The organism is Paenarthrobacter sp. FR1, assembly GCF_051106045.1.
Classification (GTDB): Bacteria; Actinomycetota; Actinomycetes; order Actinomycetales; family Micrococcaceae; genus Arthrobacter; species Arthrobacter nitroguajacolicus_A.
The window spans coordinates 253058-269959 of sequence record NZ_JBPFSF010000004.1 but is presented as its reverse complement, the minus strand read 5'-3'; the positions used below and the strand labels follow the sequence as shown (position 1 = coordinate 269959).

18 protein-coding genes are annotated in these 16902 nt (G+C 63.3%); 10 read left to right on the top strand and 8 right to left on the bottom strand.

Going from position 1 to position 16902, the window contains the following annotated elements; genetic code table 11:
- Positions 1 to 21 precede the first annotated feature (21 nt).
- Entirely contained in the window at positions 22 to 480 is a 459-nt protein-coding gene (locus ACR30Z_RS10190; RefSeq protein WP_144653327.1) for a hypothetical protein, read from the top strand.
- A 32-nt stretch (positions 481 to 512) separates the two neighbouring features.
- Positions 513 to 1658 (top strand): glutamate--cysteine ligase 2, encoded by a 1146-nt coding sequence (locus ACR30Z_RS10185; RefSeq protein ID WP_144653328.1) that lies wholly within the window; start codon positions 513 to 515, stop codon positions 1656 to 1658.
- A gap of 39 nt (positions 1659 to 1697) precedes the next feature.
- Here the strand turns inward: ACR30Z_RS10185 and ACR30Z_RS10180 are convergent, their stop codons facing one another.
- Both ACR30Z_RS10180 and ACR30Z_RS10175 read right to left on the bottom strand, forming a co-directional pair.
- Positions 1698 to 2099 carry a VOC family protein gene (locus ACR30Z_RS10180; RefSeq protein WP_144653330.1) on the bottom strand — a complete coding sequence of 134 codons (402 nt, stop codon included), beginning with the start codon at positions 2097 to 2099 and terminating at the stop codon, positions 1698 to 1700.
- A 19-nt stretch (positions 2100 to 2118) separates the two neighbouring features.
- Positions 2119 to 2559, bottom strand: a complete 441-nt coding sequence (locus ACR30Z_RS10175) for a helix-turn-helix transcriptional regulator (protein WP_144653332.1) — start codon at positions 2557 to 2559, stop codon at positions 2119 to 2121.
- A gap of 26 nt (positions 2560 to 2585) precedes the next feature.
- Between ACR30Z_RS10175 and ACR30Z_RS10170 the strand changes: the two genes are divergently transcribed.
- From ACR30Z_RS10170 to ACR30Z_RS10155, 4 genes are all read left to right on the top strand, one after another.
- Entirely contained in the window at positions 2586 to 3221 is a 636-nt protein-coding gene (locus tag ACR30Z_RS10170; RefSeq protein ID WP_144653334.1) for an alpha/beta hydrolase, read from the top strand.
- Between the two features lie 206 nt (positions 3222 to 3427).
- A complete protein-coding gene (locus tag ACR30Z_RS10165) occupies positions 3428 to 4429 on the top strand; it encodes a LacI family DNA-binding transcriptional regulator (RefSeq protein ID WP_434372441.1) in 1002 nt (333 codons plus the stop codon).
- Between the two features lie 8 nt (positions 4430 to 4437).
- Positions 4438 to 5169, top strand: coding sequence for an HAD family hydrolase (locus tag ACR30Z_RS10160; RefSeq protein WP_434372439.1), 732 nt, complete (start codon positions 4438 to 4440; stop codon positions 5167 to 5169).
- Positions 5170 to 5200: 31 nt separating this feature from the next.
- A complete protein-coding gene (locus tag ACR30Z_RS10155) occupies positions 5201 to 7555 on the top strand; it encodes a glycoside hydrolase family 65 protein (protein ID WP_434372437.1) in 2355 nt (784 codons plus the stop codon).
- A 27-nt stretch (positions 7556 to 7582) separates the two neighbouring features.
- On the opposite strand, the gene ACR30Z_RS10150 is transcribed toward ACR30Z_RS10155, so the two are convergent.
- The 3 genes from ACR30Z_RS10150 to ACR30Z_RS10140 form a co-directional block, all read right to left on the bottom strand.
- Entirely contained in the window at positions 7583 to 7939 is a 357-nt protein-coding gene (locus tag ACR30Z_RS10150; protein ID WP_144653340.1) for a hypothetical protein, read from the bottom strand.
- A 179-nt stretch (positions 7940 to 8118) separates the two neighbouring features.
- The gene (locus ACR30Z_RS10145; protein WP_434372435.1) at positions 8119 to 9603 is read right to left on the bottom strand and encodes an MFS transporter; all 1485 of its coding nucleotides are present in this window, start codon (positions 9601 to 9603) and stop codon (positions 8119 to 8121) included.
- A gap of 118 nt (positions 9604 to 9721) precedes the next feature.
- Positions 9722 to 10186, bottom strand: a complete 465-nt coding sequence (locus tag ACR30Z_RS10140; RefSeq protein ID WP_144653343.1) for a MarR family winged helix-turn-helix transcriptional regulator — start codon at positions 10184 to 10186, stop codon at positions 9722 to 9724.
- 62 nt (positions 10187 to 10248) lie between these two features.
- Here ACR30Z_RS10140 and ACR30Z_RS10135 point away from each other — a divergent pair, with 62 nt between their 5' ends.
- From ACR30Z_RS10135 to ACR30Z_RS10125, 3 genes are all read left to right on the top strand, one after another.
- A complete protein-coding gene (locus tag ACR30Z_RS10135) occupies positions 10249 to 11004 on the top strand; it encodes a class I SAM-dependent methyltransferase (protein ID WP_434372433.1) in 756 nt (251 codons plus the stop codon).
- Between the two features lie 67 nt (positions 11005 to 11071).
- Positions 11072 to 12073 (top strand): LysM peptidoglycan-binding domain-containing protein, encoded by a 1002-nt coding sequence (locus tag ACR30Z_RS10130; protein ID WP_434372431.1) that lies wholly within the window; start codon positions 11072 to 11074, stop codon positions 12071 to 12073.
- A gap of 171 nt (positions 12074 to 12244) precedes the next feature.
- On the top strand, positions 12245 to 13363 hold the full coding sequence (locus ACR30Z_RS10125) for a hypothetical protein (RefSeq protein ID WP_434372429.1): 1119 nt from the start codon (positions 12245 to 12247) through the stop codon (positions 13361 to 13363).
- Positions 13364 to 13388: 25 nt separating this feature from the next.
- Here ACR30Z_RS10125 and ACR30Z_RS10120 read toward each other — a convergent pair whose 3' ends face one another.
- A complete protein-coding gene (locus ACR30Z_RS10120; RefSeq protein ID WP_434372427.1) occupies positions 13389 to 13784 on the bottom strand; it encodes a hypothetical protein in 396 nt (131 codons plus the stop codon).
- 75 nt (positions 13785 to 13859) lie between these two features.
- On the opposite strand from ACR30Z_RS10120, the gene ACR30Z_RS10115 reads away from it, so the two are divergent.
- Positions 13860 to 14195, top strand: a complete 336-nt coding sequence (locus ACR30Z_RS10115) for a hypothetical protein (RefSeq protein WP_434372426.1) — start codon at positions 13860 to 13862, stop codon at positions 14193 to 14195.
- A 41-nt stretch (positions 14196 to 14236) separates the two neighbouring features.
- Here the strand turns inward: ACR30Z_RS10115 and ACR30Z_RS10110 are convergent, their stop codons facing one another.
- Together ACR30Z_RS10110 and ACR30Z_RS10105 are read right to left on the bottom strand one after the other, a co-directional pair.
- The gene (locus ACR30Z_RS10110) at positions 14237 to 15742 is read right to left on the bottom strand and encodes an HNH endonuclease (protein WP_434372424.1); all 1506 of its coding nucleotides are present in this window, start codon (positions 15740 to 15742) and stop codon (positions 14237 to 14239) included.
- Between the two features lie 291 nt (positions 15743 to 16033).
- The gene (locus ACR30Z_RS10105) at positions 16034 to 16861 is read right to left on the bottom strand and encodes a tryptophan-rich sensory protein (protein WP_434372422.1); all 828 of its coding nucleotides are present in this window, start codon (positions 16859 to 16861) and stop codon (positions 16034 to 16036) included.
- Positions 16862 to 16902: the final 41 nt, after the last annotated feature.

Genomic DNA, 16902 nt, shown 5'->3' with positions numbered 1-16902 from the left:
AGGAGCAAAAGGAGAATGGCAATGACGCTTGGATCCCCTCTTCCCGCCCCGAAGCATGTCAGTGGGTCGGCGCCCGCAACAAGCGATATCGAAGAACGCCCCTGGTGCACGGTCTGCGATACCGATTCCTACGTTTTTGTGGAAACGGTGGTAGAAGCAGAACCGAATCAGTCAGTGCTGGTCGACGTCAGCTACACCTGCAGCGAGTGCGATACGTTCTACGCCCACACAGTTCGCTTGGATGCCTTGGTACCGGAGATCCAACGGGAATTCCTTTCCACTTCTGCAGCCGGACTCTGGTTCAGCTGCACCCACTGTGGCGAACCCATGACGCTGGGACGCCCCACCGAACGAGTGATCGAGGCACCCCGGACCACTGATGATCCGGGCGTCCCCAACCTCTTGGAGGTGTACCTGCAGACCCAGGTGCTCCACTGCCGTTGCGGTTTCCAAATGGAGGTTCCACGCCACGTTGGATGACCGCCGTCTCTGAATAACTCATAGTGGGGAGGGTGGCTGTGCGCACATTTGGCGTCGAAGAGGAATTGTTGATTGCCGATCCCGTCGACGGCCAGCCCTTGGCTTTGGCCGCCGACATCCTGGACGTGGCATCCCCACAAGGCGCGGAAGCCGGTCCGGACGATGACACCGCACTGAAGTCCGAGTTCAAGCAGGAGCAAATCGAGGTCAATTCCCGCCCCTGCCGGACAGCGGCCGAGCTTCGCGCCGAAATCCGTGCGGGACGGGCTTTGTCGGACAAGGCTGCCCGGGCGGTGGGGGCGAGGGTAGCGGCCCTGGCCACGCCGCCGGTCTTCCACGCAACTCCCACGTTGGGAAATCAGCGGTACGCCACCATGGGCACAGAGTTCGGGTTGATAGCCCGGGAGCAGCTCACCTGCGGATTCCACGTCCATGTGTCCATCGAGTCGCCTGACGAAGGCGTCGCCGTCCTGGACCGCATGCGGCATTGGCTCCCTGTGCTTTTGGCGTTGAGCGCCAATTCTCCGTTCTGGATGGGCGTGGACACTGGCTTTGCCAGTTACCGGACGCAGATCTGGAACAGATGGCCCACGGCTGGCCCCATGGACGTTTTTGGTTCCGCGGACGGCTATCGGGCGGTGCTTTCGGGGCTTCTGGGCACCGGGGTGCCCTTGGATGAGGGCATGATCTACTTCGATGCGCGGCTGTCCAGGGGTCATCCAACCGTAGAGCTACGGATAGCCGACGTCTGCCTTTACGCCGAGGATGCCCTCACCATCGCGGTGATCGCACGAGCGCTGGTGGAAACAACGGCGGACGAATGGCGCAAGGGGGTCCCGCCGTCGAGCATTGTGACACCCGTGATCCGCATGGCCAACTGGAAGGCGAGCCGCTTTGGTGTCAACAACCAACTGCTGCATCCGCTGGAACAGAACCCCTACCCGGCTGCCGATGTGGCGGCCGCCCTGCTGCGGCACGTAGGCCGTTCGTTGACCGAAACCGGTGATCTGGCGCTCGCGCGCACAGGGGTGGCGAACATCCTCCGCCGAGGCTCGGGCGAGCGGCTGCAACGGCAGGCCTACGGTCGCCGTCAGCGATTGTCTGATGTGGTGTCGGCAGCCATTGCCTCCACCCATCAAGATGGTGAGTTATCCGACGCCAGCCTGCTGAGTCGCTAGCAGGCAGTTGCTGTCGCTGGCAGGCCGGCGTCGGGTAAATCAGCCCTGGTTGATGCGGATCATGTTGCCGGAAGGGTCGCGGAAGGCGCAGTCGCGCGGCCCCCACGGCTGGTCGATGGGTTCCTGGAGGACCTCAGCGCCGGACGAGCGTAGCTTCTCGAAGGTGCCGTCCAGATCGTCCGTGGTGAAGACGAGCATGGGCATGACGCCCTTGGTGAGCAGTTCCTGGATGGCGTCGCCGTCGGCCTGGGAACGGCCGGCGTGCGGAGGGGAGAGGACCAGCTCAAGATCAGGCTGGGCATCGCTGCCCAAGGTGACCCAGCGCTGGCCGTCAGAACCGACGTCGTTGCGGACCTCGAAGCCCAAAGCGTCACGGTAGAAGGCCAGCGACTCGTCGACATCGTTGACAGTGACATGTGCGTACTTCAGTGAAATGTTCATGAACCACACGCTATTGCAGCTATGACGTGGGCGCTTCTTCAATCCTGCTCAGGTTTGGAGTTCCCTTGCGGTCAGGCCGGGTGTGCTGTTTGGCGATGCAATTTGGCATGGCCTTCGCTGCGTGGTGTTCGCGGGAGCGGTATTCGCTGGGAGTGATTCCCACGATTTCGGTGAAACGCGTGCTGAACGAGCCCAGCGACGTACAGCCGACTTCCATGCAGGCATCGGTGACGCTTGTGCCGCCGCGGAGCAGTGCCATGGCCCGCTCGATCCGCCGCGTCATGAGGTAGTTGTAGGGCGATTCGCCGTAGGCTGCCTTGAACTGGCGGGAGAAGTGGGCGGGGGACATGAGGGCGCCGGCGGCCATGGTGGGTACGTCCAACGGACGCGCGTACTCGCGATCAATGAAGTCGCGGGCGCGCCGCAGATGGGCCAGATTGGCCAGTTCCTGCGGAGTCATGCCGCAAGTCTACTAGTCTCAATCCCATGGATTCAGTGGTTTGGTCGAAGCCGGAAAATGAGCGCGCGGGCACCCCGTTGTTGGTGATGCTGCACGGCTACGGCACCAGCGAGCAGCGCATGGTGGATATCTTTCCGCACTTGCCGAGCGAGTTCACCTGCGCGGCCCTGCGCGGCCCCAAAGTCATCGGCGACCATTACGGCTGGTTCCTGCTGGACTACTTCCTGACCAACGATTTCGCGGACGTCATCTCCTCCACCAACAGGGTGTTCGATTGGATCAACTCCGTAAAGAAGAATCACAGCAGCGTGAGCCTGCTGGGCTATTCGCAGGGCATGGCCATGGCCAGCACGCTGCTGCGGTTGCGTCCCCACGAGTTCGCCGCCACTGTTGGCCTGTCCGGATTTGTGATGGACAACGACCTCCTGGCCCTGAGCGAGTCCTTCGATTCCCCGCCCCCGTTCTTCTGGGGAAGGGACAAGGCGGACCCCGTCATTAACGAGGACGCGATCGCTCACACCAAGGAATGGTTGAACGCCAACGTAGCCTTGACGGCTCGGACCTATCCGGGCATGGGACACAGGATTGAGCCGGCCGAATTGGTGGATGTGAGTGCTTTCCTGAAGTTCTACGTGCTGAACGGGCAGGGAGCGTTGGGATAAGGGCCGCGGATTAGACGGCATCAAGGCCCCAGAATCAACCTTCAGGTGAGATTCGCGTCACAATTTCGTATTCGACTGCACTCTATTGAATGACAAAATTGTAAGCGCTTACACTTTTGGCTGGTGACCCGATTCGGGGCACACGCCAAGGCGTCAGGCGAGTAGGGAAAGGGTTGAGGCCGTGTTGCATGGTTAGGACTCACAGGGTGACAATCCAAGACGTAGCCGTTCTCTCCGGATTGTCCATTTGCACGGTGTCGCGGGCCCTCAGGAACCTCCCCAACGTTTCTGAAAAAGCCCAACGACAAGTGGCGGAAGCCGCCAACAAACTTGGCTACAAAGCTTCCGCTGCAGCATCGAGGCTGGCAGGCGGCACCACCGGTTCAGTAGCCATCGTCGCCCCTACAGCCACAGCCTGGTTCTTTGCCCAGGCGGTGGAATCAGCGGAGGAAGTCTTCGGTGACAGCGGCTATGACACAGTCCTGATCAGCCTGCGAAACAAGGCCACTGTGCGGAAGCAGTTCTTCGAGGACCTTGAGAGCCTCGCGCAGAGGGTGGACGGGCTGCTGCTGCTCAATATTGACCTCGCGCCCGGAGAAGTGGAAGCGTTGGACGCTTCCGGGCTGGCGGTGGCCAGCGTGGGCATGCGAAATGTTCCGTGGGACAATGTAGGTATCGATGACGAACACGCGGCCTGGCAGGCAACCCAACACCTGCTGGGGCTGGGCCATTGGGACTTGGCCGTTCTCTCGAGCAATGAACACCCCGTTGTGACTGAGACTCCACGGTTCCGCGGCTTCCGGCGTGCGCTGGATGAACACCACCTCACCGTCCACCCGGACTTTGTGGTGGGCGCAGGGCCGAGCATCGACGACGGTCGCCGGGCAATGACAGAACTCATCACCCGCGGCGCAAGGCCCACGGCAGTGTTCGCCCACTGTGACGAAGCCGCGTTTGGTGCGTTGACAGCGCTCCGTGAACACGGCCTGTCCGTGCCAAAAAACGTGTCCGTGATCGGTATAGACGACCACCCCATGAGTTGGTTCCTTGGCCTGAGTACCGTGGCCCAACCCGTGGCCGACCAGGGTGCCTTCGCGGCAAACCTGCTGTGTGACCGCCTGTTGAATAACGAAACCCCCAACCAGCCCTCCAACCACCTGCTCGATACCAAGCTCATCGAACGCAAAACCACGCGCCACAAGCGCTGAACGGAACTATGCACATGACTGATCTTCGTAATGCCTGGACAGGCGCTTCAGCGCTGTTGTTCGACCTCGACGGCGTGCTGACACCGACTGCCGTGGTGCATGAGCAAGCGTGGCAGGAACTGTTCGCCGGCTACTTGGCCGAGGCTGGCCACCCCCAGGGCTACCAGGAAAGCGACTACTTCGATCACATCGATGGCAAGCCGAGATTTGATGGCGTCCGCGACTTCCTGACATCCCGTGGAATCACGCTGCCCGAAGGCCCGGTCCATGACCACCCGGATCACCAGACAGTCCAAGGCCTGGGGAACCGGAAGAACGCCATCTTCAACGAGATCGTGGGTTCGCGCGGTGTTGAACCGTACGAGGGCTCGGTCAAGTTCATCAACGCGGCAGTGGAGCTCGGTCTCAAGGTGGCCGTGGTGTCCTCCTCCCGGAACGCTCCTGCGGTACTTAAGGCCGCCGGACTCGACCACCACTTCGAGGTGGTCGTCGACGGCCAGGTGGCTGCCGGCGTCGGACTTCCCGGTAAGCCGGACCCGGCCACGTACGTGTATGGGGCAGGCCTTCTGGGCGTGCCCGTTGAGGAATGCATCGTGGTGGAAGACGCCGTATCCGGAGTGCAGGCCGGGGCCGGCGCTCCCTTCTACGCCGTGATCGGCGTGGACCGCGGCGCGGGCCGCCAGACCTTGCTCGATGCCGGCGCAACGCTGGTGGTCGACGACCTCAACGATCTTCTCTGACCCTACTTTTTTCGAAGGACTTCATCAGCCCATGGCACTCATCAGCTCCGATCGGCTGCGCTTCCCCTGCGAGCCTTGGAAGCTCGTGGAAAACATCCACGTCCCCGGTGACGAGGGAACCCTGGAAACGCTGTTCGCGCTTGGCAACGGCCACCTTGGCATCCGTGGCTCCCACTCAACAGCCGGCGACGGCGAACTTCCGGGAACGTTCATCAACGGCTTCCACGAGATCTGGGACATCAAGCACGCCGAGAATGCCTATGGCTTCGCCCGTACGGGCCAGCGGATCGTCTATGTTCCGGACGCCAACAACTTCACGGTTTCCATTGACGGCGAAGCGCTAAGCCTGTCCGAATCGACTGTGTTGGACTACCACCGCAGTGTGGACTTCTCCACAGGCGTCTACGAGGAAAGCATCACGTGGGCCTGCCGCTCGGGCGCTACAGTCACCACGGTAGAGCGCCGTGCAGTCGGGTTCGATTCGCGCGGATGTCTTGGCCTGGAACTGTCCGTGTCCGCTGACCGAGACGTGTCCGCGGACATCACGTCCGGCGTCGTAAACCGGCAGGACCAGCCTGTGGAGGACCACTCGGTCCACGATCCCCGCCGCTCCGGCCGCCACGCCGGCCGGGTCCTGTTGCCGCTGCACCTGCAGGGTTCAGACGGTTCCCTGCGCCTCGCATGGGAGACCTCCGAATCCCGGCAGCGTGTCGCGATGGCCGTTGACCACTGGATTTCTGCCGAAGGGCAGCCCTTCGAAACGCTGGTGGCGGAGGACGAATCGTCCGTCCGCTACGTTCTGGCGATTCACGACGGCGGCCCGTTCCGTTTGGAGAAGTCGGTCAGTTACGTGGTGGCCGGTTCCTCGGACGACGAAGACCGCGGGGAGAGCCTCGCCGCGGATGCGGAAGCCAACCTGGTGTCCTTCGGCGAGATCCTGGCCCAGAGCAAAGCGCACTACGAGCAGTACTGGACCACCGCGGACATCTCCATCGGTGGGCAGCCGGAAATGCAGCAGGCGGTGCGGTGGGGCCTGTTCCAGTTGGCCCAGGCCACTGCCCGCGCCGGCGTGGCAGGTATCCCCGCCAAGGGCGTGAGCGGCTCAGGCTATGAGGGACACTACTTCTGGGACCAGGAAATCTACCTCCTGCCCTACCTGACGTACACCAACCCTTGCGGTGCCCGTAAGGTGCTGGAATCCCGCCATGCCATGCTGCCTGACGCCCGCGTTCGCGCCAAGGAGCTCAGCGTGGACGGTGCGCTGTTCCCGTGGCGCACCATTAACGGCCTGGAAGCCAGCGCCTACTACGCGGCAGGAACGGCCCAGTTCCACATCGCCGCCGCGATAGCGTTCGCCGCCAACCGCTACGAGTGGGCCAGCGGCGACGACACGTTCCGTGGGGAACTGGGGGCCGACCTGCTGATCGAGACTGCGCGCATGTGGGCTTCGCTGGGCTTCTTCGGCAAGGACGGCATGTTCCACATCCACGGCGTCACCGGACCGGATGAGTACACCGCAGTGGTGAACGACAACCTGTACACCAACGTCATGGCCCGCTTTAACCTGCGTGCCGCTGCGGCCCTGGAGCACGAGGGCATCGCGGATACCGAACGCATGGTGTGGCGCCAGGCTGCTGAGCGAATGTCGCTCCCCTATGATCCGCACCTGGAAGTCTTCAGCCAGGACAACGACTTCATGACCCTGGAGCCGTGGGATTGGAACACCCCCAGGTCCAAGTACCCGCTGCTGCTGAACTTCCACCCGTTGGTGATCTACCGGCACCAGGTCCTCAAGCAGGCCGATACCGTGCTGGCCATGTTCCTTCAGTGGCAGGACTTCACAGCCGAGGAAAAGCAACGGGCGTTCGACTTCTACGATCCCATCACCACCGGCGACTCCACCCTGTCCGCGTGCGTGCAGGGCATCATGGCCGCCGAGGTTGGCTACGGCGACGTCGCGCTCCAGCACTTCACCGATGCCCTGTTCATCGACCTGGACAACTCGCACGGCAACACCATCGACGGCGTCCACATCGCCTCCACCGGTGGCATTTGGAGCTCCTTGGTCTGCGGTTTCGCAGGCATGCGGGACCAGGGTGAGGTGCTGCGCTTCGATCCACGCCTGCCCTCGGAATGGGACGGATTGTCCTTCCGGCTCAAGGTCCACGGGCGCTTGCTGTCCGTGGAACTCTCGCAGGGCTCCATGGCGCTGGGCCTCGTGTCCGGCCAGGATTACAGCGACGAACCACTGGCCATACACGTGCGTGACCACCTCGTCACCGTCGCCGCGGGCGGCGTCACGGTGCCGCTGGACACCGTCCCCGTGCCGCCGCCGTCGATCTTCCCCAGCGTCTTCCCGACGGCGGGACTCCCCATCATCCGGTAGCTCTGGTTTTGCAGGACTACTTGGTGGCTAGTTGCTGCTCGCCGTTTCTTCCCGGTTCTTGGATGAGGTACGACGCCGCTCCAACTCGCAGTTGATGAGCTCCAGTAATGCTTGGGCCGGTTCCGATAAGTGATGGGTGTCCGGCGAGCCCAGCTGGTCGCAATGGAGGAGGACGTGACGGATGCGTTCCAGTTCGCGGGAGGGTACCAACGGCCAGCGATGGAAGAGTTGCCGTACTGCTATGGCTCCCAGGAGGGCATCAGGTTTGTTGGCGGCCCGATGGTGGCCATGGCTTTCGGCCGCTCTTCGTCGAGCAACGCTGGCCGCGGAGGGCCCGACACCATGGGCCAGGAGGATTTCGGCCTTGAGGGAATTGGGTGCCATGGGGGACCTGCCAAATGTGGAGCGAGGAAAGCCGGCTGCGTGACTTTCAATTCAGCTTACAGAATGTGAGTTATATCACGCCAATGTTTACGTGAGGCGTCCGCCGTCGTCGTTCATCGCTCCGTGCCACAGCCAGAGGCGCCGCCACCCCGCAAGGGTGCCGGCGCCTCCGGCTTTTACTAACCCAAGTGGACGTGGGGCGTGTGGTCAGATCCGCTGAACGTCTTGCGGTCGATCCTGATGAGGAGGAGCGCGATGGGTGCGATCACTACCGCCACGCCGGCGGCCCAGAGGAACACCAGTGAATAGCCTGACGTCAATGCAGCCAGCGCCCCACCGCTGGCCGCGGCTGTGGCTGTGGCTGCTGCCGCAACGGCGCTGAACAGTGCGATCCCCAGCGAGCCGCCGATCTGCTGCGACGCATTGACCAGGGCGCTTGCCACGCCGGCGTCGTCCTTATCCACGCCGAACAACGCCAGGTTCTGCATGGGGACGAAGACCATCCCGAGTCCGATTCCCATCAGCACCAGTGCTGGCAGCATGTTCACCGCGTAGGTGCCGTCCGGGGTGACCTGGGTGAGCCAGAGCATGGCTGCGGCCATGAGGATGGGGCCGAGCGCACTGGGGACCTTCGCGCCCAAGGTGGGCAGGTTTTTCGCAACGACTCCAGCGGTGATGATCAGCACCACGGTCATTGGGAGGGACGCGATTCCGGCGGCAAAGGGCGCGAAGCCGAGGATGATTTGGAGGTAGAAGTTGATGAACAGGATGCCGCCGATCAGCACCGCTCCGGCAAGGAATGACGCCAGGAAGGCTGCGGCGCGGTTGCGTTCGGTGGCGACGCGCAACGGCAGCAGCGGGTTCTTGACCTTACGTTCGACGGCGACGAAAAGTACCAGCATCAGCACGCCTGCCGCGATGAACCCCCAGGATTCAATCGCACCCCAGCCGTGTTCGGCGTTGGCGAAGCCGTACACCAGGGAGCCCAGGCCCAGGGCGGCGAGGACGACGCCGGGCCAGTCGTATTTGGTGGAGCCGCCGGCTTTGCTTTCGCTCACCAGCGCCCACACGCCTATGAGCGCGATGATCGCGATGGGGACGTTAACGAAGAAGCACCAGCGCCATGAAACGTACTGGGTGAGGAAGCCTCCGAGCAACACGCCGACTGCCGCGCCCACGCCGCTGATGGAACCGAAGATGGCGAACGCCGTCCCACGGTCCTTGCCGCCAGGGAAGGCGACTGTCAGGAGCGCAAGGGCGGCCGGGGCAAGCAATGCCGCGAAGATGCCCTGAAGCGCGCGGGCGCCAATGAGTTCCCATGGCTGCTGGGCGAGGCCGCCGATGAGTGAGGCGATGGCGAAGCCTGCCGCGGCTGTGATGAAGGTGCGCTTCCGCCCCCAGAAGTCCGCGATCCTGCCTCCCAGCAGCAGGAAGGCGCCGAATACGAGGGCATAGGAGGTGACTACCCAGGCCCGGGTGGAGTCGCTGATGCCCATCTCCAGCTGGAGGCGGGGGAGTGCCAGGTTCACGATGGTGCCGTCCAGGACCACCATGAATTGCGCCAGGGCCAGGAAGGGGAGGGCGCGCCAGCCGCGGCCCACCTTCTTTCCTTGTTTGCGCCCTTGGGCTGTGGAGCCCGTCGTCTCGAGCAGTTGTGATGCCACGCGTCACCCATTCTTGGAAGTAGTAATACTTATAAAAGTATAAGTACTTTCAGGATGCGTGTAAGCCATTCGGGGAGTGACGTGCGTCGTACTCCGGAAACCCGGTTCTCGGGTGGGCTTAGTTGTTGGCTGTCCGCTCTGGTTCCGCGAGGAACGACGCCAAACGCTGCAGCGCAGGGAGGCTCGCCGCAATCTGTTCACGTTCTTCGGGGAGCAGGCGGTTGCTGGCCTTGGTCAGTGCCTCAGCCCACGCGCCTTCCAGGAGTGCCTTGATCCGCTTGGATTCGTCGGTGGGGTGGAGGGAGACGTAACGTTTGTCCGCTGCATCCTTGACCCGCGTCACCAGACCTGCCGCCACCAGTTCACGCAGTTGGACGCTGACGTTGCTCAGTTGTCGGCCCAAACGGGAGGCCACCTCGGCAACCGTGACACCGGGATGGCTCTCCACCACCCGGAGGATCTCCAGCACGCCATTGGAGATGGGTCGGAGGCCCGTTTCGTTGAGCGACTTACGCCGAATGTCAGACGAGATGTCGATCATGCAGACGGCCAACGCCGCATGGTCCACTGGCTTTTCTCCCATCCGTCAAGCATAGGTGGGGGCGCCTCGCCGAGCCGCCGCTGCCTGCCTGCAATAGTGGAACGATGATCAACCAGCAACATCTGTGGGACGATGACGCCGCCAGGAACTATGACACTCCAGGTGAGGGGATGTTCTCCCCGGAGGTCTTGGACCCCACCGTTGAGGTCCTGTCCCAGCTCGCGGGCGATGGTCCGGCCCTTGAATTCGCCATAGGTACCGGTCGTGTCGCCATCCCCCTTTCTGCGGCAGGGGTTCGGGTAAGCGGTATCGAACTGTCCCACGCCATGATTTCCCGCCTCCGCGAGAAAGTGGGGGAGTCGCGGATCCCAGTCGTGCAGGGCGACATGTCCGAGGCGCTCGCCGGTGAAAACTTCTCGCTGGCATTCCTCGTGTTCAACACCATCTCCAACCTCCTGACACAGGACGAGCAGGTCCGGTGCTTCCAGAACGCCGCCCGACACCTGGCCCCTGATGGGCGGTTCGTCGTGGAGCTTTGGGTGCCGCAACTGCGTTCACTCCCGCCCGGGCATGGGGGAACTGTCGAGGTGAGCCGGCCCGGGTATCTGCTGGTGGACACGTACGACGTCCTGCGCCAACACGTCATCTCCCACCACGTGCAGTTCGGCGCGGACCTTTCGGACGGGCGGGCTGCGCGGATCGGGCGGACGCCCCACCGCTACATCTGGCCGAGCGAGCTGGACCTCATGGCCAGGCTTGCCGGGTTCGAACTGGAATCTCGTTGGGCGGATTGGGACCGCAGCGAATTCACCGCAGAGTCCCGTAGCCACGTGTCGGTCTACCGGCTGAGTGAACGTTAGGGTCTTTATGGTTGTTCTTTGAGATATGCTCACCCCGCTGCAACGCGGGCGCTTTTTGGGGGAAGTCATGAAGTTTGCGGTTCGATCTGGCCTGCTCGCGGCAGTGCTGTCTACCGGGCTAGTTGCCTGTACAGCCACGGAACCCTCACCCGACCCGCTACCTCCGGCGCCCACCGCACACGCGTCAACTGCCGCCGTCGAAAATGCGTCCCCCAAAGGTGCCATCGTCGCTGATTCGTTCGGAAATGCGGATTTCTACACCACCGTCGACGGCGACAGTCTTGCGAACGTGGCTGAGGCCTTCGAGCTGTCCGCGGCGAAACTCGCCGAGTTCAACGGGCTCAAGGCCACGGACCCCGTCCCAACGGGTACTAGGCTACGGCTGATTCCCGCGCCCGGTCCGATCACCGGTGCCAAGGGCGCGTTCACCGAAGACGCGAATGGCCTTCCGGTGAACTACAAGATCGAAGCCGGCGACACCCTGGATGGGATCAGCTACCGGTTCGGGCTCACTGGCGAGCAGTTGGCTGAAGCGAACAAGGTCCCATATGTGTACGAGCAAGGCAACACCTACTTCATCCGTGAAGGGCACCTCATCCAGTTGCAGAAGAACCCGGTGGACAGCCGGTCCGGTGCCGGAGCGACCATCAATAACTCCTTCGGACAGGCCATCTTCTACACCACAGTGGACGGTGATTCCTTCGATAGCCTCGGCTACAAATTCAGGTCCACCACCGAGCAGTTGCTGATGTACAACCCGTCTCTGTCGGCAGGCAAACCCATCCCCGCCGGCACCAAAGTACGGTTGATCCCCGGCGAGTTGCCAATCGACGGCGCCCGTGGGAACTTCACCGCAGACGCGGACGGCATCCCGCTGACATACACGACGGCGGCTGGAGACACCGAGCGCCAAGTCTCCTTCCGCTTCAGTGTGGTTGACATCCGATCAGCGAACAGGCCGCTCACGGGGACCGGCGGGATCTGGTACGAATTCACCGATGTTTCCGTCGGGGAGTTGGTGGCGGGCCAAACCATCAGCCTCGCTTTGAACAAGCCGATCAACAGGTAGTCCCGATGGGGCGGACAAGGGTATAGTCGGCCCATGCTCGCAATGCGTCGATTTACTTGCCCCCGACCGGTCTCCGGTCGCGAGGGCTGGTTGGCGCGCGCCTAGGTCCTGGCACCGGAGTAAGTCGGGGGAGGAACCCTCCACCCACTTCCCGCAAGCCAAGGACTCGCAATGCCCAACTACCTCAGCCCCGCCGAACTTCATGCCGCCCTGACCATCAGGGACCTCTCCAATCCGCACGATGGCCCGCACACGATGCAGCACCTACTCCGCGACATGGTGCGGGGCCTGCGCGAGCATTGGGACGTGCCGGCACGGATCATTCGCCACAGTCCCTTGGTCAGCGTGGCCGACAATTACGATCGGCTGGGATTCAGCCCAGCAGACGTCACGCGCGACCAAAGATACTCCCGCTATGTCAGTCCTGGCGTCATGTTGCGGAGCCACACCTCTGCGTCCATCCCGTCGCTGTTGCGCTCGCTGGATCCCAACGGGTCCATCGACGAGCTCTGGGCTGTTCCCGGTCTGGTCTACCGGCGCGACTCCATTGACCGCACCCATGTGGGGACACCCCACCAAGTGGACTTGTGGCGCGTGTCTTCCATGGACGCTCTGAACTCCAGCCATCTTCAAGAGATGGTCGGCTCGCTGGTGAATGCGGTGCTGCCGGACGCAGACTGGCGGGCAGTTCCGGCGGTCCACCCCTATACCCAAAACGGCCTGCAGCTGGATGTTCGGATGGATGGGGAGTGGCTGGAACTCGCGGAGTGCGGGCTGATGGCGCCACAACTTTTCCTGGACGCCGGGTTGGATCCCATGCAATGGTCGGGATTGGCTCTCGGCATGGGTCTGGACCGTGCCCTGATGCTTCGCAAGGGACTCCCGGACATACGGCTGCTCAGGTCTGCGGACCCAAGGATCGAACAACAGATGCTGGATCTGTCACCTTGGAAACCTGTCTCCCAAAAGCCCTCCATCAGCAGGGACATCTCCATCGTCGTAGCCGCGGACATGGACGGTGAGTTGCTCGGAGACAGGGTCCGAACAGCTTTGGCAGGCCGAGACGAGGACTTGGAAAGCGTCGAGCTGGTGGCCTTGAGTCCCTACGACGAGCTTCCCTTGGCAGCTCGGCAGCGGCTTCAGCTCCATGCGGGGCAGGCCAACGCCCTGATCAGATTGGTCCTGCGGCCCCTGGACGGCACACTGACCGGTCCCGAGGCCAACCAGCTCCGGGACGACGTCTACCTGGCGTTGCACGAAGGTCCGGTGAAGGAGCTTATTGGGGGCTAGGGCAACTCACTTCGCGCAGCCGAACTCATTGGTCCGTCTGAGCGAACAAACGCCGCATGCCACCGCGCGCCAGCATCAAGACAATGATCAGGGCCGTTACCGGGAGGAACCCGCCGAGTTGCACGGCGTCGCCGAACGCGAAATGGACCAACTCAAGAACCAGGAACTTGCTTCCGGGCATCACGAACAGCAGCGCCACGATGCTGATGATGCGTACGGCCGCCGTCTTTCCACCTCGAATGCGAGCAACGATTCTCTTCTTTGCCAGCAGCACTATCTCCAGGACGACCTTGAGCAGGATGGCCGTGAGGAGCGCCAGCAGGAAGGATTCGGAAATAACGGCGGGGAACAGCTGAATGAATACGCCCAGCACCACAAGGTAGACGAACACATCCACGAGATCGATCGGACGGAGCCGCATTCGGCGAGCGTATCAATCTCGACAATGACGGACCAGAGCAATTTGGGCTGGACACTGGATTGCTAGGCTGGGGTCATGACCCGTCGCCTTGCTGCCCTGTCCGTCGTCCCCCTTTTGCTGATGCTCGTAGGCTGCGGAGCCGTGGAGGAAGCAGCCACGAACGCAGCCAGTGAGGCAGCCTCAAAGGTGGCCACTGCCGCCGCCGACGAAGTGACCAAGCAGGTTTGCGCTGTGGTCCAGGACGGCTTGGTCAGCGTTCAGGACAAGCAGCTGCTCGCCGGACTGGTCTCGGCCGCCAGCGCTGCCGGTGTCCCCGCAGAAATTACGACGCCGTTGAACCAGATCGCGGAAGCAGGGGACGAAGTGCCGGCTGAGTCAGTTCAGGCACTGAAAGATGCCTGCACGCCGTAGCGATCGACGCACCTTCGAAGGCTGCCGGACTTATTTGGTGCCTAAACACGGGCGAGGTCCTGGTGTTCAGTTGTGGACGCGCCTGGCTTGGGTGCTGTAGCTGCCACCGTCGGCAGTGGCTCCGGCGGCGCTTTGGGTGAGGTCGCTTGGGCGTCTTGGCCTAGATCTCGGACATTTCCTCGAGCGTGACCTTGCCCCGGCAGGGGTGGTGCTTTTGACCGGTAGCTGTGGCCTGTGGGTGTGGTGATTTCGAGGGTGTGGGTGCCTGGTGTGTCTGTTGGTGTGGTTTTGCTTCTCCAGCCGGGGGTTTCTTTGGTGTGGTTGCAGGCTTCGCAGAGCCCGGCGCCGTTGCTCAGGGTGGTGGCCCCGCCTGCGTGCCAGGGGTTGATGTGGTCGATGTGGCGGATGGGCGCGTCGCAGTAGGGGGTGCGGCAGGTGGCGTCCCGGGTTTCGATGAAGCGCCGCAGCCGTGGCGGGAAGAACCTGGCCTTCGAATCCGTGGTCAGGAGTTCGCCGGTGGCGGGGGCGGTGTAGAGCCGCCGGACCCAGACGGCAAACTCCCCGCCTGTGCCGACGAGTGTTTTGGCCCATTCCGAAGGGACGATCCCGTACCCCTGGAGCCGGGCGGGCTCGGAATCGCTTTGGAACAGGGTCCGGTCGGTCATGACCAGTTGAAGCTCAACGCCGCTGATCCCGCCACTCTTACCGGTGATCCGTTCAACGAGGGTGTCGGCCATGACCTGGCCCCGGGACCTCGAATCACCACCAGCCCGCGAATCACCACCAGACCGCGAATCACCACCGGTCCGGGCAGTATCAGCGGCCCGGGTCAGGGCGGCGTAGGCTGCCACTCCCTGGGCGGCGGGGAGCAGCGCGGTCAGGTAGGTCATGGTGTCCGGGGCCGGGCGCAGGCTCACGGTCCGCTCGGTCGCGGCGTGGGCGGCGCGCTGGGCCACCGAGCGCGGATCCCGCCGGTACGCCGCGGCCTTCGCCGCGGCGGTGATGGCTTTGTCCCCGGCGCCGTCGAAGGTCCCGGTATCGGCGGCGAGTTCCTCATCCACCGCGGACCGGTCCTCGACGGACAAACAGGCCGTTTCTTTCACCAGCAGGGTGGCCCGCCACTCGTTGAGCTGTCCTGATTCCAGGGCCGCCATGGTGCGGGGCATCTCCGACACCAACGCCTTCGCCAACCCCAACAGACGGGAACCCTTGTTCGGGGACTCCCGCCGCGCCAACGCCAGCTGCGCACCCACCCCCTGGCCCCGCTCGGCCGCCGGGACACCGGTGGCTTCTTGCTCCCCGCGCCGGGCAAGGTCAAAAGGCACCGCAGCCCGGGCCTGCAACCCAGTGATGGCAGACTTCAACTCCTCCAACCCCCGGACCTGATCCACCAACTCACCACTGCCCGCACCCAGGGGGACGGAGCGCAGGAGAGTGATGAGATCAGACACCCGCGGCAGCGAAGCACTGGACCAACAACCCGCAACATGAGCAAGCGCCGCGCCCGTTGCGTCTACGCCCGCTTGCCCGTCCCGAGTCCGATCCATGCCCCAACTCTTCCAGCCAGCAACAGCCACCATCAGACCCCAACCGACCTATGTGGACAACCCGAGACGTCAGGAAAAAGCAGCTAGTCAGGTGCGTCCGTCGGGGCCTCGTAGCCGTCGACGAGTCGGACCGTTTCCGCCCCGCCCGCCGCCCTACGGTGCGTGTGGCAAACAAAGGCGGGGACTCAACCGGGAGCTAGGTCCCCGCCCCTGCGCCGCGCGGAAAACGGATACTGCGGAAAACAAACACCGCGGGGGAACAAACACCGCCGTGTCACCGCCGACGCCGCGTCACCGCCGAGCTGCAGCCCCAGCCCCGGCCCCAGCCCCAACCCCAGCCAGCACTGTCCGAGCCCGCACGGTGATCGCAGCGCCGAGGACCAAAGCAGCAGCGACGGCGGCTGCTATCGCCGTCGGGAATGATTCAGGGGCGGCAGCGCTGCGGCCCACCGTGATCCACACCAGTCCCCATGCGATGGCTGCGGCCAATGCCAGCCTCCCCTTGCCCTTGATAGCCAAGGCGGTCCCCACTATCGCGACCACCACCAGCACGGCAACCGACCAGATTTCAGGTTGGAAGCCGAACCCGGAGAAACCAGAAGCCTTCAAAGCAGCCGCGATGTTGGCGCACACGGCCACACTGGTCCAGCCGAGGTACAACCCCAAGGTTCCATCCACCACCACAGCCTCAACCCAGGAAGCAGCTCGGGTCTGGCTGTAGCGGAGGAACGCCAACACCAGGGTCACCAGCAGCGCCAGGATCACCAGAACACTGACGAAGAGCCAACCAGCTTGGACGGACAGAATCCAGGCCGCATTCAGGATCATGGACACAGCCACGATCCACCCGAGCGAGCGTTGGCGCGAATTGGCCCGCTGGGACGGCACCCACTGCCACACCGTGTAAGCCACAAGCCCGGCGTACACCACGGACCAAATGGAGAAGGCCGGCGTGGCGGGCGCCAGGAGGGTGGAATCCGCAGCCAAGGCGCCGCCGGCGGCCTGGGCGATGGGGGTTCCGCCAAACACTCCGACGCCGATCATCGAACCAACGATGCACACCACCAGGCTCAACGTGACGGTGATCTGTCGGGCGAAATCCGAGCTTCCTGTTCCCATGTGCAGAGCCTCTTTCCTTGTGGGATGTGCGGTGTCATGCA

Bases quoted from the DNA above. Each gene is read 5' to 3' on its own strand.
- ACR30Z_RS10130 (WP_434372431.1), top strand. From the start codon at position 11,072: ATGAAGTTTGCGGTTCGATCTGGCCTGCTCGCGGCAGTGCTGTCTACC.
- ACR30Z_RS10120 (WP_434372427.1), bottom strand. From the start codon at position 13,784: ATGCGGCTCCGTCCGATCGATCTCGTGGATGTGTTCGTCTACCTTGTG.
- ACR30Z_RS10190 (WP_144653327.1), top strand. From the start codon at position 22: ATGACGCTTGGATCCCCTCTTCCCGCCCCGAAGCATGTCAGTGGGTCG.
- ACR30Z_RS10180 (WP_144653330.1), bottom strand. From the start codon at position 2,099: ATGAACATTTCACTGAAGTACGCACATGTCACTGTCAACGATGTCGAC.
- ACR30Z_RS10115 (WP_434372426.1), top strand. From the start codon at position 13,860: ATGACCCGTCGCCTTGCTGCCCTGTCCGTCGTCCCCCTTTTGCTGATG.
- ACR30Z_RS10105 (WP_434372422.1), bottom strand. From the start codon at position 16,861: ATGGGAACAGGAAGCTCGGATTTCGCCCGACAGATCACCGTCACGTTG.
- ACR30Z_RS10160 (WP_434372439.1), top strand. From the start codon at position 4,438: ATGCACATGACTGATCTTCGTAATGCCTGGACAGGCGCTTCAGCGCTG.
- ACR30Z_RS10155 (WP_434372437.1), top strand. From the start codon at position 5,201: ATGGCACTCATCAGCTCCGATCGGCTGCGCTTCCCCTGCGAGCCTTGG.
- ACR30Z_RS10125 (WP_434372429.1), top strand. From the start codon at position 12,245: ATGCCCAACTACCTCAGCCCCGCCGAACTTCATGCCGCCCTGACCATC.
- ACR30Z_RS10170 (WP_144653334.1), top strand. From the start codon at position 2,586: ATGGATTCAGTGGTTTGGTCGAAGCCGGAAAATGAGCGCGCGGGCACC.
- ACR30Z_RS10135 (WP_434372433.1), top strand. From the start codon at position 10,249: ATGATCAACCAGCAACATCTGTGGGACGATGACGCCGCCAGGAACTAT.
- ACR30Z_RS10110 (WP_434372424.1), bottom strand. From the start codon at position 15,742: ATGGATCGGACTCGGGACGGGCAAGCGGGCGTAGACGCAACGGGCGCG.
- ACR30Z_RS10150 (WP_144653340.1), bottom strand. From the start codon at position 7,939: ATGGCACCCAATTCCCTCAAGGCCGAAATCCTCCTGGCCCATGGTGTC.
- ACR30Z_RS10175 (WP_144653332.1), bottom strand. From the start codon at position 2,559: ATGACTCCGCAGGAACTGGCCAATCTGGCCCATCTGCGGCGCGCCCGC.
- ACR30Z_RS10140 (WP_144653343.1), bottom strand. From the start codon at position 10,186: ATGGGAGAAAAGCCAGTGGACCATGCGGCGTTGGCCGTCTGCATGATC.